The following is a 20754-nucleotide window of genomic DNA, read 5'->3' as shown; positions in this document are numbered from 1 at the left end:
CACGGGAACGCCGGGAGGATCCGCGCGGCTGGGCCATGGGCGAGCAGGTCACCGAGGCGCTCGGGCGGGTCATCGCCGGGCGACGTGACATCCGGCGGTACCGGCCGGATGCGATCGAGCCCGAGTTGCTCGAGCGGGTGCTCGAGGCGGGTCACAGCGCGCCGTCGGTTGGCCACAGCCAGCCGTGGCGGTTCGTCGTCGTTCGTTCACCCGAGACGCGCGAGCGCGCGGCGCACCTCGCGGACACGGCGCGGCTGCGTCAGGCACGCGACCTGCTGCCGGAGCGCGCGGCGCGCCTCCTCGACCTCAAGCTCGAGGGCCTGCGCGAAGCGCCCATCGGCATCGTCGTGGCCTGCGATCGGCGGACGCCGGCGAACGGAGTTCTCGGTCGGGCCACGTTCACCGAGACCGACGTCTGGTCGTGCGCGTGCGCCATCCAGAACATGTGGCTCACGGCGCGCTCGCTCGGCCTTGGGATGGGGTGGGTGACGCTCTTCGAGCCGTCCGACCTGGCCGCCCTCATCGGGGCACCCGAGGGAGTCGAGACGCTGGGGTGGATGTGCCTGGGCTGGCCGGACGAGCGCCCGCCGGGGCCCGGCCTGCAGCGCGCGTCCTGGTCGACGAAGCTGCCGCTCGAGGACGTCGTGCTCGAGGAGCGGTGGCCCGAGGGCGACGGGGCACCGGCGCAACCGCTGTCGCACCTGCGCGCGCCCGACGGCGACGCACTCGTCGAGGCAGGGGACGGTGCGGACACGCTCCTCGCACCGCCGGAGTCACTGGGCATCCTCGACCGGGCCCTCAACCGTGTCGTGGCGACGTCCGGTCCGCAGACCTCCGGAGGGCGCCTGATCCTGGCGGGTGCCGACCACCCCGTCGTCGAGCTCGGCGTCAGCGCCTACGAGCCGCACGTGACGGCCGACGTTCTCGGCCATGCCCTGGCCGACCCGAGCTCGCTCGGAGCGGCCCACGCCCGAGCCGCAGGTCTCGCGGTGGACGTCGTGGACGCCGGCGTGAGTGAGCCTGTCACCGGGGCGATCGATGCCCGACCCGGTGGAAAGCGAGGCAACCTTCGGGACGCCGACGCCCTCACCGACGACGATCTGGAGCGCTGCGTCACAGTCGGTGAGAACGTCGGGCGGCGGGCCGCCGCCGACGGACTGGTCGTCCTCGGCGAGGTGGGTGTCGGCAACACGACCGTGGCGGCCGCACTGACGTGCGCGCTGCTCGGCGTCGACGCCGACGACGTCGTCGGGCTCGGTTCGGGAGCCGACGCTGCGATGTCGAAGCGCAAGCTCGGGGTCGTCAGCGCCGCCTTGGAGCGTTCGGGAACCTTCGGCTCGGACGCCGACGCCGCCCGGCGAGCCCTGCGTTGTCTCGGAGGACCCGAGATCGCCGTCCTCACGGGAGTCTGCCTCGCAGCGGCGGACGACGGCACGACGATCGTGCTCGACGGACTCGCGACCTCCGTGGCCGCGCTCGTCGCGTGCCGTCTCGAGCCGGCGGTGCAGGGTTACCTCGTCGCTGGCCAGCGCAGCAGGGAGAAGGGGCACGCACTCGTCCTCACGGAACTCGGACTTGAGCCCTTGCTCGATCTGCGTCTGCGAGCCGGTGAAGGTGTCGGCGGAGTGCTCGCCGCCGGGATGCTCCTGCGCGGGCTCGAAGCACGCCGCGCGAGCATCAGGACGACCGACTGAGGCGCGTCACGACCGCCAGGGTGTGATGTAGTCGTTCGCCGGCCAGCCCTCCACAGCTGCCAGCAGTTCACCGGCCGTCGCACCGTCCAACTCCTCACGGATGATGTCCGCGTGGCCCGCGTGCCGAGCGAACTCCTCGACGTGGTGGACGTAGAGGTAGCGCAGCTTCGCCGGGCGAGCCTCGTCCATCCCGAACCACGGCATGGGCCCCACGGGCAGTTCTGCTTCCACATCACCCTCTCGACACATCTGCGTGTACTGGGCACGCACGTCGTCGAAGACACCGAGAAGCACGTCGAGCGTCTCCTCCGGGGTGGGCGTGAAGCTCGCGGCGAACGCCTCGAACGGCTGGTCGTGTTCGTGGTGTCCGGCGCCGGACAAGGACTGCTTCATGCAATAGACGATGTGCTTGACGATGCCGCTGATGCTGAGCGCACTGCGCAGGGGTGTCCGCCGGGCCTGCTCGTCGTCGAGGCCGTACGCGCTCGCACGGATCGCGTCGAGTTGGACGTCGAGGTAGTTGCACAAGGTGGTGCGTTCGTCGTCGATCTGGGGTAGGTACATGGCGGGTCCCTTTCGTCTTCGGCTCGTGCCGTACACCCATCAGAGCGCACCTTCCGGACAGGTTCGGTCCGCTGTGTCGGGCAGGATGAGCACATGGCGGAAACGACACACCGCGTCCTGCGCCTGCTCGGCCTCCTGGAATCGCGCACGTCCTGGCAGGGGCCGGAACTCGCGGAACGCCTCGGGGTGACCGAGCGCACGGTACGACGGGACGTGGTGCGTCTTCGTGAGCTCGGGTACCCGGTCGAGGGCGAACGTGGACTTGAGGGCGGATACCGCCTCGGCGCTGGTCGCGGTTTACCGCCGCTCGTGCTCGACGACGACGAGGCCGTGGCGATGGTCGCGTGTCTACGAATGGCGGCGCTTTCGGGCACCGATGAGATCGGTGAGGCGGCCCTTCGCGCGCTGACGAAGCTGGATCAAGTCCTCCCTCCGAGGCTTCGCGCTGTCGCCTCGGCTCTGGACGATGCCACGCGCGCACTGCCACGAACGCGGCCCCCGGTCGATCTGCGCGTGCTACAGCAATTGGCCACGGCACAGCGCGACCGGACGCTGGTGCGTTTCGGCTACCGCAAGGCCGACGGCGAGACGTCCTTGCGTGAAGTGGAACCTGGGCGACTCATCACCCAGGGAGAACGCTGGTATCTCCAGGCGTATGACCGAGGGCGTCAGGATTGGCGCGTGTTCCGACTCGATCGGATGGACGAGCTTCGCGTGACGTCCTGGTCGTTCGAGCCGAGGAAGGTGCCGCCTCATGATCATCACCGTGATCTGGAGGAGAGATTCGAGTGCGTCCTGCGCTTCGAGATGGCCGTCGACGTTTCGCGGGTGGCTCGCAGGGTCCCCGCGGCCTTCCGCGAAGGACTCGAGGCCACGGCCACAGGCTGCCGCTTTCGGGTGGGCGCGCTCAGTTGGAATGTTCTCGCGTGGGAGATGCTGGGCGTCGCCCGGGATCTCGAGAGTCCGGTTCGGGTTCCCGCGCAACCACACGCCGAGGCCTTCCGCTCGGCCTGTGACCGCATCACCCGCCAGATGCAGACGCTGGTGGTGGCGGGGGATTCGTCGGCGCCGCCGGTTGCCGTGGACGTGAGGCGTCAGGCTTCGGCCGCCGAGGGCGACGACACGGCACCAAGGGCGTAAACGTCCATGATCCAACCGTGCTCGGCGCGCAGCCGCGCGCGCAGGTCGACGATGTCGTCGATGACCTCGTCGAGCTGCCCGGAGCGCAACTCCTGTTGAGGTAGCCCGAGGTAGGCACCCCAGTGGAGGACGAGGTCGGGTGCCCGCTCCCGCAGGGCCGCACAGTGAAGCGAGCCGTCGAGCATGACGACGAACGCAGCGTCCGGGCTCCAGTCGGCTTCGAGTCGACGTCCGGTCGTGATGTGGATCGGCTTGCCGATCTCGTGCAGGACGATGCCGTGCTCGGCCGCGAGGGCCTGGAACGCCGATATGCCGGGTACGACGTGGACGTCGAAGTTGCGGGTAGCGCGCATCCGCTCGACGACGCGGATCGTCGAGTCGTAGAACGCCGGGTCACCCCAGACGAGGAAGCCAACGCTCACCTCGGGATCGAGGGCGTCGATCGTTTCGCCCCACAGCTGCGCGCGCGCCTCGTGCCAGTCGTCGACGCCTCGGCGGTACTGGCCGCCATCGCGCTGCGCGTCCGGCCCGCGCTCGGGGTCGGACAGCGTGACGAAGCGGTAGCTGCCCGGCTCGAGGTGGCGCCGGCACAGCTCTTCACGGACGGCCACGAGTTGGGCCCTGTCCTCGCCCTTGCCCGCGACGAGGAAGACGTCGACCTCGCGCATCGCGGCGATCGCGCCGAGAGTGAGGTGATCGGGCGCGCCGGCACCGATGCCGATGACGTTGACCCTTCTGCCGGTCACGGTGCCTCCTGGGCGAGTTCGAGAAGGTGATCGAGGTCGAGCGACGCCTCACACGCGTCAGCGAGGGCGTCGATCATCGCGCTGCGTCGCGCGCGGAAGCCTGGCGCCGTGAGGTCGGGCGTCCACGCGGAGCCGACCGCCGCTGCGACCTCGGCGAGCCAGGCGCGTCGGAAGCCGTCGTTCTCGAAGGTGCCGTGCCAGATCGTGCCCCACACCGAGCCCGAGGCCGAGCCGCCGGGGAACGTCGGTTCCGCGTCGACGACGCCGTGATGGATCTCGTACCCGTCGACGTCGTGGCCCTTCCACCGTTCATTCGGGCGGGCGAGCACCTTCTCGTCGTGGAACGTCACGCGGCCGGCGAGCACGCTCAACCCCGTGACGATGCCTGCGGACGATTCGACGGCGTCCTCGATCGTCTCGACGAGCATTTCGTACCCACCGCAGATGCCGAGCACCGGCCGACCCGCTGCTGCACGCTCGGTGACGACGGCGTCGAGGCCCTGGCGACGCAGCCATGCCAGGTCGTCGACGGTGGCACGGCTGCCGGGCAGGACGAGGAGGTCGGCTTCTCGGCAGCGATCGAGGTCGGTCGTGATGTGGACGTCGATGCCCGGTTCGGCGGCCAGCGCGTCGACGTCCGTCGCGTTCGACGTGCGCGGAAACGGCACGACAGCAACCGAAAGGCGCTCGGACATCGCGTCGTCGTCGGGTCGCCAGCGGCCGATCGACAGGGCGTCCTCCGAGTCGAGCCAGACGTCCGTGAGCCAGGGGAGCACCCCCGCGCACGAGAGGCCGGTTCGTCGACGGATCTCGTCGAGGCCAGGCGTGAGCACTGACGCGTCACCGCGGAACTTGTTGATGACGAACGTGCGAAGGAGCGCACGGTCCTCGTCGTCGAGCAACGCCCAGGTGCCGTAAAGCGCTGCGAGCACGCCGCCCCGGTCGATGTCGCCCACGAGGGCCACAGGTAGGCCGAAGCGCCTGGCCAGACCCATGTTGACGTAGTCACCCGCCCGAAGATTGATCTCCGCCGGGGAGCCTGCACCCTCGGTGACGACGAGGTCGACGCTCGCCCGGAGTTCCTCGTACGCGGCGAAGGCTGCTTCGGCCAGGTGGGTGCGGCCCGTCGCGTACTCACCGGCCTCGAGCCGCCCGGCGGGCTTGCCGCGCACGACGACGAACGCCTGCCGGTCGCTGCCCGGCTTGAGGAGCACAGGGTTGTGCACCCCGCTCGCCTCGACACCGGCCGCCTCGCACTGCAGGTACTGAGCGCGCCCGATCTCCGCGCCGTCGGCGCACACCATCGAGTTGTTCGACATGTTCTGCGCCTTGAACGGCGCGACGCGGACCCCCTGGCGCGCCCACGCGCGGCACAGGCCCGTGACGACGAGCGACTTGCCTGCGTCCGAGGACGTACCGGTCACGAGAAGGCCACTCACGAGCGTCCACCCTAACGGTCACGACGGCGTCTTCCGGGGCATGATGGTGCCGCCCGCGCCTGATCGGTGCGGCTCGTTGCGCGATAAGGGGCTCTCGAACGATGGCACGTTTCATTTCCTCCCGATACCAGGGCGATTCGTCGACGCAGATGTCGGTCATCGCCGACCGCGCCCGCGAGTTCGACGACGTCATCAACTTCAGCCTCGGCGACCCCGACCTCACCACCGACGAGGGCGTCGTCGACGCTGCCGCAGCCGACGCGAAGGCCGGGCACACGCACTACACCTCCAGCCTCGGCGACCCCGAACTGCGTGAGGCGATCGTCGAGATGTACCGCACCGATCACGCCCTCGAGCGCCCCGTCGACGACGTCATGGTGACGACGTCCGGTTGCCACGCGATGTGGCTCGTCATGGAGACGCTGCTCGACGACGGCGACGAGGTGCTCGTCATCGAGCCGTACTTCACGCCGTACCCGCACCAGGTCCGTCTCGCCCGCGGCGTGCCCGTCTTCGTGCCCACGCGCAAGGAGAACGGCTTCCAGGTCACCCGTGAGGATCTCGAGGCCGCCGTCACGCCGCGCACGCGGGCCCTCATCGTCAACACGCCCTGCAACCCGACGGGCGTCTCGTGGTCGCGCGCCGCGCTCGAGACCGTGGCCGAGGTGGCGAAGGAACACGACCTCGTCGTCATCGCGGACGACATCTACACATCGTTCACGTACACCGAGCCGTTCGTGCCCTTTGCCTCGCTGCCGGGCATGGGGGAGCGCACCATCACCGTCGGCTCCTTCAGCAAGGACTTCATGATGACGGGGTGGCGCGTCGGCTGGATCATGGCCCCGGCCGAGTTCGTCTCCACCGCGCGCGACGTCAACGAGAACAACGTCTTCACCGCGCCGTCGGTGAGCCAGCGTGCGGCTCTGCACGCCCTGGAGCGCCGTCACGAGTTGCAGCCCCCGGTCAAGGAGCTCTACCGCCGCCGTCTCGAGCGGGCGTACGAGCGCGTCCGGGCCCTTGCGAACATGGATGCCCTCGCACCGCAGGGGGCGATCTACCTGTGGGCTGACATCCGCGCGACGGGCCTCACGTCCGTCGAGTGCGCCGCGCGCATCGTCGAGGAGGCGCACATCCTCACCATTCCGGGAACGGCTTTCGGTGAGTCCGGTGAGGGCTTCCTACGCCTCGCCGTGACGGTTGGGGAGCAGCGCATCGACGAGGCCTTCGACCGGCTCGCCCGGATGAGCATTTTCAGCGATTCCGCTGCCGGAGAGTGACGTACCGCCAGCGCTGAGACGGGGGATTGACTACCATGGCGGATCGTGCCGTCCGGGCACAGGTTCGCCGAGGCTCCGGGGTCGTTGGGAGTTCGGTGAATTTCGACCAACCCCTCTGAGACTCTCGTGAACTCGATCTCCACACGTGCCCACGACCGCCTCGGTCTGCGTACGTCGCCCATCATCTTTTTCGGCTCGGCCTTCCTCATCGTCCTGTTCACCGCAGGGATGGGTCTGTTTCCGGGGCCGGTTCAGAAGTTCTTCGGTTCCATCGCGCACTGGTTGCGCTACGACATCGGCTGGTTCTACACGGCCGGCGCCACGCTCCTCGTCGTCTTCTCCGTCGGGCTCGCCATGAGCCGCTACGGCCGCATCAAGATCGGTGCGGACGACGCCGAACCCGAGTACTCGGGGCTCGCGTGGTTCGGCATGATGTTCGCCGCCGGCGTCGGCGCCGTCCTCATGTTCTGGGGCATCGCCGAGCCGATGAACCACTACGCGAACCCGCCGATGGGCGACAAGGCGTTCACCGACGCCGCCGCCTGGCAGGCCATCAACATCGCCAACTTCCACTTCGGCATCCACATGTGGGCCGTGCTCATCGTGCCCGGCCTGTCGTTCGGCTACTTCACCTACAAGCGCAACCTGCCGCCACGTGTCTCCTCGGCGTTCCACCCGGTCCTGGGTGACCGCATCCACGGTCCGATCGGACGCACGATCGACATCATCTCGATCGTCGCCACCGTCTTCGGTCTTGCCGTGTCGACGGGTCTCGGTGCGCTGCAGATCAACTCCGGTATGAAGTACGTCTTCGGCGTGCCGATCTCCGGCATGGTGCAGGCTGCGATCCTCGCGGTGATCACCGCTGCAGCGCTGACGTCCGTGCTCGCGGGTATGGACAAGGGCGTCAAGCGCCTCTCGTACGCGAACATCATCCTCGCGATCGCGCTCATGCTCTTCATCCTCATGAACGCGGCGTCGACGTCCGACCTCATGCGCAGCATCATCGAGGCGTCCGGTCGCTACCTCAGTGCCCTGCCGGTGCTCAGCACCTTCAACGACAGCTTCGGTCACGGCCAGTGGTCGGGTGACTGGACCGTCTTCTACTGGGCCTGGACGGTGACCTGGGCGCCCTTCGTCGGCATGTTCGTCGCGAAGATCTCCCGCGGCCGGAGCATCCGTGCCTTCGTGGCCGCGTCCCTCGGCCTGCCGACCGCGTTTGTCGTCGTCTGGATGTCGATCTACGGCTTCTCGGCCATCACCTCCGATCGCGCGAGCGCGGACAAGCCGGGTACCGGTGGCGAGCTGACGAAGACGATCGTCGATGACGGCCGCGTGCAGGACGCCCTGTTCCAGTTCCTCAAGGACATGCCGCTCTACGGCGTCACGGCGACCCTGGCCCTCATCGTCATCGTCGTCTTCTTCGTCACCTCGATCGATTCGGGTGCCCTCGTGCTCGACGCCATGGCGAACGGCCACGAGGACATGGGGACGCGCCGTCAGCGCGTGTTCTGGTCGCTGTCGGTCGGAGCCGTCTGTGCGGCGATCATCCTCACCGCCGGCGACAACGGCCTCAACGCGCTGCAGGAGGTCATCATCGTCATCGGCTTCCCGGTCATGATCCTGACGATCCTCCAGGCGTTCCTCCTGCTGCAGGCGCTGCGCGAGGACGCGGGCGCGGCGAAGCCGATCCGCACGCGACAGTGGAAGAAGGTTCTCCCGCAGGAGGAGTACGAGCGCCGCGCGGCCGAGAACAGCGAGGACATGGACGAGTACGTCGTCCTGCCCGAGTTCGAGATCGGCACCGAGCCCGAATACGAGACGCACACCCCGACGACCTCGCACACGCAGGCTCTCGCGGCCCGTCGCGCGGCCGTGTCGATCGGTCTCACGGGCGCCGTGGCCTCCGGAAAGTCGGTCGTCGCCGACGAGTTCGAGCGTCGCGGCGCAGTGGTCGTCGAGTTCGACGAGCTCATGCGAGAGGTGCTCACACCGGGCCACGAGACGCTCGAGGACCTGCGCGCGGTCTTCTCCGAGGAGATCGTCCACCCCGACGGCACGATCGACTGGGAAACGCTCGACGGCCTGACGACGGAGAGCCACTCCGCCCGTCGGCGCCTGTACGACGTGGTCGGGCCTGCCGTCCGCGAGGTGGCCGACGCTCGGGCCAAGGCGGTCGGCGAGGATTCCGTTCTCGTACTCGACCTCGCGCTGCTCACCGAGTCGACGCCGCGCGACTTCGACCAGGTCGTCGTCGTGTCGGCTCCGGTCGAGCTGCGCGTGGGGCGCCTCATGGAGGAGCGCGGTCTCACCCGCGAGCAAGCATGGGCGGAGATCGACGCCGACACCCAGCAGAGCGAGCGCGAGGACGCTGCGGACTTCGTCATGGAGAATGCAGGAACACGCGACGAACTGCGTGAGCTCGTCGACGCACACTGGGACGAGCACGTGCAGCCGGTGCTCGACGCGACGAGCGCTCACGCGGGCAGCTGACGATCGAGGAGAGACGATGAGTGGCACCGAGCAGCACACGAGCGAGCGAGGCCTGCGGGTCGGGCTGACCGGCGGTATCGGCTCCGGAAAGTCCACCGTGGCGCGCACGTTCGCGCAGCTCGGTGCCCTCGTCGTCGATTCGGACGCGATCCAGCGCCTCGTCGTGGCGCCCGGCTCCGACGGCCTCCGCGCGATCGTCGAGGAGTTCGGGGAAGCGATGCTGACCGCCGACGGTGAGTTGAACCGCCCTGCGATGGCAGAGCTCGTCTTCGCCGACGAGACGGCCCGGCGGCGACTCGAAGGCATCACGCACCCCCTCATCGCGCAGGAGACGGCGCGACAGATGGGCAAGGCCGCGTCGGGGCAGGTCGTGGTCCACGACATTCCGTTGCTCGTCGAGTTGGGGTACGCGGACAAGTACGACCTCGTCGTCATCGTCGATGCGCCGGAAGAGGTGCGCCTCGAGCGCCTCGTCGCCGACCGGGGCATGACGAAGGAAGCGGCGCTCTCACGCATCCGCTCACAGGCCACAACGGAGCAGCGCCGTGCCGTGGCCGACGTGTGGATCGACAACACGGGCACCCCCGAGGAGCTGCGCGAGCAGGCATCGGAGGTCTGGACGATGCACGTCGAGCCGTCGGTTCATCACTGACTTACGGATGGCGCCCCCAGCCGTGCGGGTGGCCTCGAGTGGCATCAGGACCCCGTGATTCCGGGGTTGTCGGTGCCCGGACGTAGGGTTTGACCATGCGTCCAGTGACTGACATCCAGCGCCGCGTTGCGCCGTTCAAGGTCGAGTCGGAGTATCAGCCCGCCGGCGACCAGCCGAAGGCCATCGCCGAGCTCTCCCAGCGCGTCAACGCGGGGGAGAAGGACATCGTCCTCCTGGGCGCCACCGGTACCGGTAAGTCCGCGACGACGGCCTGGCTCATCGAGCAGGTGCAACGCCCGACCCTCGTGCTCGCGCCGAACAAGACACTGGCCGCGCAGCTTGCCAACGAGTTCCGCGAGCTGCTGCCGCACAACGCCGTCGAGTACTTCGTCAGTTACTACGACTACTACCAGCCAGAGGCGTATGTACCGCAGACGGACACGTACATCGAGAAGGACTCCTCGATCAACGAGGAGGTCGAGCGACTGCGTCACTCGGCCACGAACTCCCTGCTCACCCGCCGGGACGTCGTCGTCGTCGCGTCGGTGTCCTGCATCTACGGTCTCGGTACCCCGCAGGAGTACGTCGACCGGATGGCCCGGCTGAAGGTCGGCCAGGAGATCAACCGTGACGAGTTGCTGCGCCGCTTCGTCACCATGCAGTACACGCGCAACGACATGGCCTTCACGCGCGGCACGTTCCGGGTGCGCGGCGACACGGTGGAGATCATCCCGGTGTACGAGGAACTGGCCATTCGCATCGAGTTCTTCGGCGACGAGATCGACCGGCTCTACACCCTCCACCCGTTGACGGGCGAGATCGTCAACGACGAGGAGGAGATGTACGTTTTCCCGGCCACGCACTACGTGGCCGGCCCCGAGCGCATGGAACGCGCCATCAAGGGCATCGAGGTCGAACTCGGTGACCAACTCCAGCGGTTCGAGACCGAGGGCAAGATGCTCGAGGCGCAGCGCCTGCGGATGCGCACGACGTACGACATCGAGATGATGCGTCAGGTCGGCTCGTGTGCGGGCATCGAGAACTACAGCCGCCACATGGACGGCCGTGAGTCGGGCTCCGCCCCGAACACGCTGCTCGACTACTTCCCCGAGGACTTCCTGCTCGTCATCGACGAGTCGCACCAGACGGTGCCGCAGATCGGCGCGATGTACGAGGGCGACATGTCGCGCAAGCGCACCCTCGTCGACCACGGTTTCCGCCTGCCGAGCGCGATGGACAACCGTCCCCTCAAGTGGGAGGAGTTCCTCGAGCGCATCGGCCAGACCGTCTACCTGTCGGCCACGCCGGGCGACTACGAGATGGCCAAGAGCGACGGTTACGTCGAGCAGGTCATTCGCCCCACCGGCCTCGTCGACCCGGAGATCGTTCTCAAGCCGACGAAGGGCCAGATCGACGACCTGCTCGGCGAGATCCGCACGCGTACCGAGAAGAACGAACGCGTCCTCGTCACCACCCTGACGAAGAAGATGGCCGAGGACCTCACCGACTATCTCCTCGACAAGGGCGTTCGGGTTCGGTACCTGCACTCCGAGGTCGACACCCTGCGCCGCGTCGAACTCCTGCGCGAACTGCGCATGGGTGAGTACGACGTGCTCGTCGGCATCAACCTGCTCCGCGAGGGTCTCGACCTGCCCGAGGTCTCGCTCGTGTCGATCCTCGACGCCGACAAGGAAGGCTTCCTGCGCTCGGCGCGAAGCCTCATCCAGACCGTCGGCCGTGCCGCCCGAAACGTCTCGGGTCAGGTGCACATGTACGCCGACAAGATCACCCCGTCGATGCAGGAGGCGATCGACGAGACCACGCGTCGTCGCGAGAAGCAGGTGGCCTACAACACCGAGCACGGGGTCGACCCGCAGCCGCTGCGCAAGAAGATCGCCGACATCACCGACATGCTGCAGCGTGAGGACGCCGACACGGACGCCCTGCTCGGTTCCGGCCGTTCGATGAGCCGCGGCAAGGGCCACGGTGGCACAGGAGCCGCCACGGCCGACGCCGACGTCGCCACGGGCGGTCGCAAGGGCTCGAGCAGCGCCGACCTAGCGGGGCTCATCCAGGAACTCACGGCACAGATGCACGAGGCCGCAGCAGAGCTTCAGTTCGAACTGGCAGCTCGCCTGCGCGACGAGTTGCGTGACCTCAAGAAGGAGCTGCGCCAGATGACGGAGGGCCAGAAGTAGGCGCCCACGCTGCGCTCAGGGGGCATCGGTATTCTTGAACGCATGACGATCACGCGTTTGTTCAAGGGTTTCGCGCTGGCCGAAGCCATCTCCTGGGGTCTGCTGCTCATCGGCATGTTCTTCAAGTGGATCCTGAAGACCACCGAGATGGGTGTGCAGATCGCCGGCCCCATCCACGGCGTCATGTTCATCGGCTACGTGCTGTGTGCGCTCAAGCTGTGGCAGGAGAAGAGCTGGCCGGGCAAGACGATCGGTCTCGCCCTCGTCAGCGCCGTCATCCCGTTCATGACGATCTGGTTCGAGAAGCGCGCCGAGCGTGCAGGCGAACTCGACACCCCGGCCGCCGGCCCGCGCGTCACGGCCTGACGCCCCCGCCGGACGAGAAAGCGCCCGGTCCGGGCAGCCTTGAGCTGCCGGACCGGGCGCTTCGTCGTTCTCGCCGGTCGTCCGTTCACCAGCCTCGTTCGCGCCATTCGTCGAGGTGCGGACGTTCGGTGGCGAGGCTCGTGTCGTCACCGTGGCCGGGGTGCACGACGGCGTCGTCGAAACGGCCGAATATCCGATCCCTGACCGAGGCGAACAGTTCGTCGAAGGACTGCTCGTCGCTGTGGTTCGTGGCACCCACGCCGCCGGGAAACAGGGTGTCTCCGGTCCAGACGTGCGGCGTCGAACCGTCCTCGGGCGACCAGCTGAGGACGACGCTGCCCGGTGTGTGCCCGGGCACGTGGTGCGCCGTGAGCGTCTGTTCGCCGAGCGTGACGGTGTCCCCGTCGGCGAGCGTGCGGCTCGGCTCGACGGGCAGTTCCGGTCCGTCGAGTTCGCCGGCCATCGTCTCGCGGGCCAGAGGTGCGATCTCCGGCAGGGCCCGGTGGTGATCCCAGTGCTTGTGGGTCGTCACGACGCCGACGAGGGCTTCGTCCTCGACCTGCGCCTCGGCGAGCAGCTCACGGATAGCCGCGGCGTCGTCGGCGGCGTCCACGAGCAACGCCTCACCGGTGGCGGCGTCCTTGAGCAGGTAGACGTTGTTGTGCATGTCCGAGACCGACAGCTTCCACATCGTGAGGCCGGGAAGGTCGAGGCGCGACGGCGCCTGGCCGGGCTGGACGTCCGAAACGTAACTCATGCGATCTCCTCGTCGGGGTAGTCGTTCGACGCGATGCGTGCCTCGTGGAGGTCGTAGGCCGCACCGATGAGCGTGAGGTGGCTGAAGGCCTGCGGGAAGTTGCCCACCTGACGCATTTCCTCGGGGTCGTACTCCTCGGCGAGCAGGCCCACGTCGTTCGGCAGGTCGCACAGGCGGTCGAACAGCTCGCAGGCCTTGTCGAGCTCGCCGATCTTCGCGTAGGCCGAGACGAGCCAGAACGAGCACGCGAGGAACGGGTGCTCGTCGCCCGCGAGGCCGTCGACGCCCGACTGGGTGCGGTAGCGCAGGAGGAACCCGCCGCGCATGAGGTCGTTCTCGATGGCGCGCACGGTGCCGATGACGCGGGGGTCGTCACCGGGCAGGAACCCGATGAGAGGGATGAGCAGCAGGGAGGCGTCCACCTCGTCGGTGTTGTAGTGCTGCGTGAAGGTGTTCTTGTCCGTGTTGAAGCCCTTCGTCAGCACCTCCTCACGCACGAGGTCGCGGATCTCGCGCCAGCGCTCGACGTCACCGGGCAGGTCGTGCTCCTCGACGGCCTGGATCGCGCGGTCGAAGGCCGCCCACACCATGACGCGCGAGTGCGTGAAGTGCTGCAGGGGCCCGCGGATCTCCCACAGGCCGTTGTCCGGCTCGTCCCAGTGATCCGCGAGCTCGTTGACGAGCGCAGCCTGGATCGCCCAACTCTGTTGGCTCTCCTGCCCGCCGAGGTCGCGAGCGGACTCGAAGGCGATCATGACCTCGCCGAGGACATCCGTCTGCTTCTGGTCGACGGCGCCGTTGCCCACGCGGACCGGTCGGCTGTTCGCGTACCCGGGCAGGTGGTCGAGTTCGCGTTCGGCGAGTTCACGCCCACCGTCGATCGTGTACATGATCTGCATGTCCTCGGGATCACCGGCGAGGGCGCGCACGAGCCACTCACGCCACTTCAGCGTGGCCTCGATGTAGCCAGCGCGCAGCAGGGACTCGAGGCCCAGCGAGGCGTCGCGCAGCCAGCAGTAGCGGTAGTCCCAGTTCCGTTCGCCGCCGATGTGCTCGGGAAGCGACGTCGTGGGAGCTGCGACGATGCCGCCGCGCCGGCTGTCGGTGAGCAGGTCGAGCACGAGCAGGCTGCGCTTGACGACCTCGGCGTGCGGGCCGTTGTACGTGCAGTGGCTCACCCAGTTCTCCCAGCGATCGAGGGAGGCTGCGATGCGACGGTCGGTGTCGAGGGGAACGGGGATCGGCTTGTAGCTGGGCACCCAGGTGACGCTGAAGTCGTAGCGTTCACCGGCCTTGACCTCGAAGTGGTCACGGTGACGGCCCTCGTCACCGACGGGCAGTCGGTCGCCGCGGAAGATGAGCATGTCGGGCCCGGCGATCGCGACGAGCACCTCCTCGTCCTCGCTGTGGCCGGGGTGGTGGCTGACCCACGGCTTCACCTTGCCGTAGCCGAAGCGGACGATGAGCTCCTGCTCCATCGCCACGGTGCCCTCGAGACCCTCGACGCGGCGTAGCACGTCGGCGCGGCCGTCGCTCACGGGCATGAGGTCGGTGACGCGCACCTTGCCGGTCGGCGTCTCGTGGATGGTCTCGAGGACGAAGCTGTTGCCCCGGTAGCTGCGCGTGGTCGTTGCCTCGTCGGAAGGACCCAGCAGCCAACGGCCGTGGTCGGGGGTACCGAGAAGGGCGGTGAAGCAACTCGAGGAGTCGAACCGGGGGAGGCACAACCAGTCGACGGAGCCCCGGAGGCTGATGAGGGCCGCTGTCTCGGTGTCGCCGATGATCGCGTAGTCCTCGATCGGGGTGTGGTTTGCCTCGGAAAGGGTGGTGTCGGCAGGCATGAGGGCCAGCCTAGTCCGCGGTTGTCGGTGGTCGCACCTAGCATGGAGCCGTGCCGAATTCTCAGAACTCCCAGGCCGCCGAGCGACGTTCGAGCGCTTCCGCCGTCGCGCGTCGCGGCCACGATCACCTGCTCGTGCGTGGTGCACGTGAGCACAACCTCAAGAACGTCTCGATCGAGATCCCGCGTGACGCGCTCGTCGTCTTCACGGGCCTGTCCGGTTCGGGCAAGTCGTCGCTCGCGTTCGACACGATTTTCGCCGAGGGCCAGCGTCGCTACGTCGAGTCGCTGTCGGCGTACGCGCGTCAGTTCCTCGGGCAGATGGACAAGCCCGACGTCGACTTCATCGAAGGTCTGAGCCCGGCCGTCTCGATCGACCAGAAGAGCACGAACCGCAACCCGCGCTCCACCGTGGGCACCATCACGGAGGTCTACGACTACTTCCGTCTGCTCTTCGCGCGCGCCGGTCGTCCGCACTGCCCCGTCTGTGGCGAGCCGGTCGGCAGCCAGACCCCGCAGCAGATCGTCGACAGCATCCAGGAGCTGCCCGAGCGCACGCGCTACCAGGTGCTCGCCCCCGTGGTCCGGGCGCGCAAGGGCGAGTACGTCGACCTGTTCGCCGAACTGCAGACGAAGGGCTTCTCGCGCGCCCGCGTCGACGGCGAGATCGTGTCGCTCACCGAACCGCCGGTGCTCGAGAAGCAGAAGAAGCACACCATCGACGTCGTGGTCGACCGCCTCGTCGCGAAGGGCCCCGACGACACGAGCGGACGCCAGCGCCTCACCGACTCCGTCGAGACAGCTCTCGGCCTTGCCGACGGACTCGTCGTCGTCGAAAAGGTCGTGCGTGAGGGCGAGGAGGTCGAGGGGCCGCTCGAGCGCCGCTACTCGGAGAAGCTCGCGTGCCCCAACGACCACCCGCTGTCGATGGACGCCATCGAGCCTCGCTCGTTCTCCTTCAACAGCCCGTTCGGTGCCTGCCCCGAGTGCACCGGCCTCGGTACGGAACTCCAGGTCGACCCCGACCTCGTCGTGCCCGACGAGGACAAGACGCTGCGAGACGGGGCCATCCTCCCGTGGGCGCAGGGCTCGGGTGCGGCCGACTACTTCATCCGCGTGATGAAGGCGCTCGGCGACGAGCAGGGCTTCGACCTCGACACACCCTGGCGTGCCCTGCCCACCCGCGCCCGCACCATGCTGCTCGAGGGCAAGAACCACAAGGTTCACGTGCGCTACCGCAACCGCTACGGGCGTGAGCGCTCGTACTCGACGGGCTTCGAGGGCGTCATCCCGTTCGTCAAGCGTCGCCACTCCGAGACGGAGTCCGAGTGGAGTCGTGAGCGCTACGAGGGCTACATGCGTGAGGTCCCGTGCCCGGTGTGCAAGGGTGCCCGACTCAAGCCGGAGTCGCTCGCCGTCACCATCGGTGGCAAGTCGATCGCCGAGGTCTGCGCCCTGCCCATCTCGGAGTCCGCGTACTTCCTCGACGGGGTCGACTTCGACTCGCGTGAGCGTCAGATCGCCGAGCGCGTCATCAAGGAGATCGGCGCTCGCCTGGGCTTTCTGCTCGACGTCGGCCTCGACTACCTCTCGCTCGACCGGCCGGCCGGCACCCTCTCGGGTGGCGAGGCTCAGCGCATCCGCCTGGCCACGCAGATCGGTTCCGGCCTCGTGGGTGTGCTCTACGTGCTCGACGAGCCCTCCATCGGTCTCCACCAGCGCGACAACCACCGCCTCATCGAGACGCTGACCCGTCTGCGCGACCTCGGCAACACCCTCATCGTCGTCGAGCACGACGAGGACACCATCGAGACGGCCGACTGGATCGTCGACATCGGTCCCGGTGCCGGCGAGCACGGGGGTGAGGTCGTCTACTCCGGACCTGTCGAGGGCCTCATCAAGGAGAAGCGCTCGATCACGGGTGGCTACCTCTCCGGCCGCCTGTCGATTCCCGTTCCCCCGACGCGTCGCGGACAGGACGGGCGGCAGGTCGTCGTCGAGGGGGCTCGCGAGCACACGCTGAAGAACGTCGACGTTGCCTTCCCGCTGGGCAACCTCGTTGTCGTCACCGGGGTCTCCGGCTCCGGAAAGTCGACCCTCGTCAACGACATCCTCTACACGTCGCTCGCCAACGAGCTCAACGGCGCACGACAGGTGGCGGGGCGTCACAAGCGCGTCACCGGCATGCAGCAACTCGACAAGGTTGTCCACGTCGATCAGAGCCCCATCGGGCGTACCCCGCGAAGCAACCCGGCCACGTACACTGGTGTGTTCGACAACATCCGCAAGCTCTTCGCCGAGACGCAGGAGGCGAAGGTGCGCGGTTACCAGCCGGGCCGTTTCTCCTTCAACGTCAAGGGCGGTCGCTGCGAGGCCTGCTCGGGTGACGGCACGCTCAAGATCGAGATGAACTTCCTGCCCGACGTGTACGTGCCCTGTGAGGTGTGCCACGGTGCGCGCTACAACCGTGAGACGCTCGAGGTGCACTTCAAGGGCAAGACGATCGCCGAGGTCCTCGACATGCCGATCGAGGAGGCCGCCGACTTCTTCGAAGCGGTTCCGGCCATCGCGCGTCACATGCGCACCCTCGTCGACGTGGGGCTCGGCTACGTCCGCCTCGGTCAGCCCGCGCCGACGCTCTCGGGTGGTGAGGCCCAGCGCGTCAAGCTCGCGAGCGAGTTGCAGAAGCGATCCGCCGGACGCACCATCTACGTGCTCGACGAGCCGACCACGGGCCTGCACTTCGAGGACATCCGTAAGCTGCTCGACGTCATCCAGGGTCTGGCCGACAAGGGCAACACGGTCGTCGTCATCGAGCACAACCTCGACGTCATCAAGTGCGCCGACTGGGTCATCGACATGGGTCCCGAGGGCGGCTTCCGCGGTGGCACGGTCGTTGCCGAGGGAACTCCGGAGCAAATCGCGCAGGTTGCCGAGAGCCACACCGGTCGCTTCCTCGCGCCGGTGCTCGAGAAGGCGGGCGTGACGCCGCAGATCGTGCCGCAGAAGGCCGTCGAGCCGATTGCGCGCGGTCCGCGGGCCGCCAAGAAGGCGGCGGAGAAGAAGGCCGCAGCGGCCACCACGAGCGCCACGAAGAGCAGTTCGTCGACGAAGACCACCACCAAGAGGACGGCGAAGAAGGCGGCACCCGCCGCCGGGAAGGCGAAGAAGTCATGACGTCACTGAGCAACGAGATCTCCCGCCGCAGCGCGCTCACTGCCACGACGGCCGTCGTCGGCACGGGGCTTCTCGCTGCCTGCGGCGGTGGTGACGACGCTCCGGCGGCCAAGAAGGTCGATATCAGCGTTGATGCATCGAACGTTCCGGTCGGTGGCGGCTTCATCGACCGCACCAACAGCGTCGTCGTCACCCAGCCGACCAAGGGCTCCTACAAGGCGTTCTCGTCGGTCTGCCCCCACCAGGGTTGCCAGGTCGGCCAGGTCACCGAAGAAGCCATCGTCTGCACCTGCCACGGCAGCCGTTTCGACCCCAAGACGGGTGACGTCACCGCCGGCCCGGCGGAGAAGGGGCTTCCCGCCAAGCAGGTCGCCGTGCAGGGCGCGAAGCTGCACGTCACCGGCTGATGGCCGATCCCCGCACCTACCGCCCGAAGACGGGCGACATCCCCACGGACGCCGGCGTCTACCGCTTCCGCGACCGTGACGGACGTGTCATCTACGTCGGCAAGGCGAAGTCCCTGCGTTCGCGCCTCACGAGCTACTTCCAGGACCTGCGTCTGCTTCACCCGCGGACGCGCACGATGGTGACCACGGCAGCCTCCGTCGAGTGGACGGTCGTGCGCAACGAGGTCGAGGCACTTCAGCTCGAGTACGCGTGGATCAAGGAGTACGACCCGCGCTTCAACGTGAAGTACCGCGACGACAAGTCGTACCCGTACCTCGCGGTGACGATGTCCGACGAGGTGCCGCGGGCGCAGGTCATGCGCGGACGCAAGAAGCCAGGCACCCGCTACTTCGGACCGTTCACCCACGCGTGGGCCATCCGCGACACCCTCGACCAGCTCATGCGCGTGTTTCCCATGCGCACGTGCAGCGCGGGCGTCTACCGCCGCGCCGAGGCCTCCGGACGCCCGTGCCTGCTCGGCTACATCGACAAGTGCAGTGCTCCGTGTGTCGGCAACGTGACGCACGAGGAGCACCGCGCCATCGCCGAGGACTTCTGCGCGTTCATGGCGGGGGATTCGGCGCGGTTCACGCGCGACATCGAGCGTCGCATGAAGGCGGCGTCGGCCGAACTCGACTTCGAGCAGGCCGCGCGCTTGCGTGACGATCTCGGTGCCCTCGAGAAGGTGCTGCAGAAGTCGGCCATCGTCTTCGACGACGCCACGGACGCCGACGTCTTCGGTCTCGTCGAGGACGAGCTCGAGGCCGCAGTCCAGGTCTTCCACGTCCGAGGTGGGCGCATTCGAGGACAGCGCGGCTGGGTCACCGACAAGGCCAGCGAGGCGGGCGTCGGAACCCCGGAACTCATCGAGCGGATCCTGCTCGAGGTGTACGGAGAACGCGAGGGCAAGGACGACGTTCCCCGCGAAGTGCTCGTGCCCGTCCTACCGGGCGAACCCGACGACGTGCGTGACTGGCTGCGCCAGCGTCGCGGCGGCGTGGTCGACCTGCGCGTCCCGCAGCGTGGTGACAAGCGAAAACTCGCCGCCACCGTGACGAAGAACGCCGAGCAGGCCCTCGCCCGACACAAGGTCAGCCGGGCCGGCGATCTCACTGCTCGCTCGCAGGCCCTCGAGGAGTTGCAGGAGAACCTCGGACTGCCCGAGGCGCCGCTACGCATCGAGTGTTTCGACATCTCGCACGTGCAGGGCACGAACGTCGTGGGCTCGATGGTCGTCTTCGAGGACGGCCTGCCGCGCAAGTCCGAGTACCGCCGCTTCATCGTGGCCGGCACCGAGGATGCGGACGGCACCCTGCGCAACGACGACGTGGCCGCCATGCACGAGGTGCTCACGCGCCGCTTCGCCCGTCTGGCCCGTGAGACCGCAAACGGCGACGAAACCACCCCGGTCAGTGGCGAGGTGGACGCCGACGACAGGGCCGGTTCCCTCCGTGACGAGGACGGGCGTCTCAAGAAGTTCGCCTACCGTCCGCAGCTTCTCGTCGTCGACGGTGGACGCCCGCAGGTGGACGCTGCGGCGCGTGCTCTGGCCGAGGTCGGGTTCGCCGACATCCCGGTCGTCGGGCTCGCCAAACGCCTCGAGGAGGTGTGGCTCGCGGACGACGACTTCCCCGTCATCCTGCCGCGCACGAGCGAGGCGCTCTACCTGCTGCAGCGGGTGCGTGACGAGGCCCACCGCTTCGCCATCACGTTCCACCGGGAACGGCGCTCGAAAGCCATGACGGTCTCCGCCCTCGACGGGATCGCGGGCCTCGGGCCGGCCAAGCAGAAGGCGTTGCTCCAGCACTTCGGAACGGTCAAGGCCATCCGTGCGGCCGACGCCGAAGCGCTCCAGGAGGTCAAGGGTGTCGGCCCGGCCCTGGCCGAGTCCGTCGTCCGGGCGCTCTCGTCGAACGAGGGATCGCCAGCGGTTAACGTGATGACCGGAGAAGTACTGGAATGAG

At 68.1% G+C, this 20754-nt stretch carries 15 protein-coding genes; 10 read left to right on the top strand and 5 right to left on the bottom strand.

Features of this window, described 5'->3' with window-relative positions; all coding sequences use genetic code 11:
• Positions 1-35: 35 nt before the first annotated feature.
• On the top strand, positions 36-1694 hold the full coding sequence (bluB, locus tag K9D12_RS01845) for a 5,6-dimethylbenzimidazole synthase (protein ID WP_223059292.1): 1659 nt from the start codon (positions 36-38) through the stop codon (positions 1692-1694).
• Positions 1695-1700: 6 nt separating this feature from the next.
• Here bluB and K9D12_RS01840 read toward each other — a convergent pair whose 3' ends face one another.
• Positions 1701-2258: a DUF664 domain-containing protein gene (locus K9D12_RS01840; RefSeq protein WP_223059291.1), complete on the bottom strand. Its 558-nt coding sequence runs from the start codon at positions 2256-2258 to the stop codon at positions 1701-1703.
• A gap of 93 nt (positions 2259-2351) precedes the next feature.
• Between K9D12_RS01840 and K9D12_RS01835 the strand changes: the two genes are divergently transcribed.
• Positions 2352-3398 (top strand): YafY family protein, encoded by a 1047-nt coding sequence (locus K9D12_RS01835; RefSeq protein ID WP_223059290.1) that lies wholly within the window; start codon positions 2352-2354, stop codon positions 3396-3398.
• Here the strand turns inward: K9D12_RS01835 and cobF are convergent.
• Positions 3353-4144 (bottom strand): precorrin-6A synthase (deacetylating), encoded by a 792-nt coding sequence (gene cobF, locus K9D12_RS01830; protein ID WP_223059289.1) that lies wholly within the window; start codon positions 4142-4144, stop codon positions 3353-3355. The genes K9D12_RS01835 and cobF overlap by 46 nt on opposite strands.
• Positions 4141-5583 (bottom strand): cobyric acid synthase, encoded by a 1443-nt coding sequence (locus K9D12_RS01825; protein WP_223059288.1) that lies wholly within the window; start codon positions 5581-5583, stop codon positions 4141-4143. The genes cobF and K9D12_RS01825 overlap by 4 nt, the downstream gene beginning before the upstream one ends.
• 101 nt (positions 5584-5684) lie before the next feature.
• On the opposite strand from K9D12_RS01825, the gene K9D12_RS01820 reads away from it, so the two are divergent.
• The 5 genes from K9D12_RS01820 (at position 5685) to K9D12_RS01800 (ending at position 12569) form a co-directional block, all read left to right on the top strand.
• Positions 5685-6860 (top strand): aminotransferase class I/II-fold pyridoxal phosphate-dependent enzyme, encoded by a 1176-nt coding sequence (locus K9D12_RS01820; protein WP_223059287.1) that lies wholly within the window; start codon positions 5685-5687, stop codon positions 6858-6860.
• A gap of 126 nt (positions 6861-6986) precedes the next feature.
• Positions 6987-9353, top strand: a complete 2367-nt coding sequence (gene coaE, locus K9D12_RS01815) for a dephospho-CoA kinase (RefSeq protein ID WP_223059286.1) — start codon at positions 6987-6989, stop codon at positions 9351-9353.
• A 16-nt stretch (positions 9354-9369) separates the two neighbouring features.
• Complete coding sequence (gene coaE / locus K9D12_RS01810) at positions 9370-10005, top strand: dephospho-CoA kinase (protein ID WP_223059285.1); 636 nt, start codon at positions 9370-9372, stop codon at positions 10003-10005.
• 95 nt (positions 10006-10100) lie between these two features.
• Positions 10101-12203: an excinuclease ABC subunit UvrB gene (gene uvrB / locus K9D12_RS01805; RefSeq protein ID WP_225910767.1), complete on the top strand. Its 2103-nt coding sequence runs from the start codon at positions 10101-10103 to the stop codon at positions 12201-12203.
• Positions 12204-12245: 42 nt separating this feature from the next.
• Positions 12246-12569 (top strand): DUF3817 domain-containing protein, encoded by a 324-nt coding sequence (locus tag K9D12_RS01800; protein WP_165357858.1) that lies wholly within the window; start codon positions 12246-12248, stop codon positions 12567-12569.
• 85 nt (positions 12570-12654) lie between these two features.
• On the opposite strand, the gene K9D12_RS01795 is transcribed toward K9D12_RS01800, so the two are convergent.
• Positions 12655-13326, bottom strand: a complete 672-nt coding sequence (locus tag K9D12_RS01795; RefSeq protein WP_223059284.1) for an MBL fold metallo-hydrolase — start codon at positions 13324-13326, stop codon at positions 12655-12657.
• Positions 13323-15167, bottom strand: coding sequence for a glycoside hydrolase family 15 protein (locus K9D12_RS01790; RefSeq protein ID WP_223059283.1), 1845 nt, complete (start codon positions 15165-15167; stop codon positions 13323-13325). Before K9D12_RS01790 ends, K9D12_RS01795 begins: the two co-directional genes overlap by 4 nt.
• Before the next feature lie 128 nt (positions 15168-15295).
• On the opposite strand from K9D12_RS01790, the gene uvrA reads away from it, so the two are divergent.
• The 3 genes from uvrA to uvrC are packed head-to-tail and all read left to right on the top strand — an operon-like array spanning position 15296 to position 20753.
• Positions 15296-18343 (top strand): excinuclease ABC subunit UvrA, encoded by a 3048-nt coding sequence (gene uvrA / locus K9D12_RS01785; protein WP_223059330.1) that lies wholly within the window; start codon positions 15296-15298, stop codon positions 18341-18343.
• The gene (locus K9D12_RS01780; RefSeq protein WP_047312769.1) at positions 18340-18750 is read left to right on the top strand and encodes a Rieske (2Fe-2S) protein; all 411 of its coding nucleotides are present in this window, start codon (positions 18340-18342) and stop codon (positions 18748-18750) included. The genes uvrA and K9D12_RS01780 overlap by 4 nt, the downstream gene beginning before the upstream one ends.
• Complete coding sequence (gene uvrC, locus K9D12_RS01775; RefSeq protein WP_047312770.1) at positions 18750-20753, top strand: excinuclease ABC subunit UvrC; 2004 nt, start codon at positions 18750-18752, stop codon at positions 20751-20753. Before K9D12_RS01780 ends, uvrC begins: the two co-directional genes overlap by 1 nt.
• Position 20754: the final 1 nt, after the last annotated feature.

It is taken from the genome of Dermacoccus sp. Tok2021, assembly GCF_019895135.1.
Lineage (GTDB): Bacteria > Actinomycetota > Actinomycetes > Actinomycetales > Dermatophilaceae > Dermacoccus > Dermacoccus abyssi.
The sequence above is the reverse complement of the archived record's forward strand: the minus strand, read 5'-3'. Positions and strand labels throughout refer to the sequence as shown.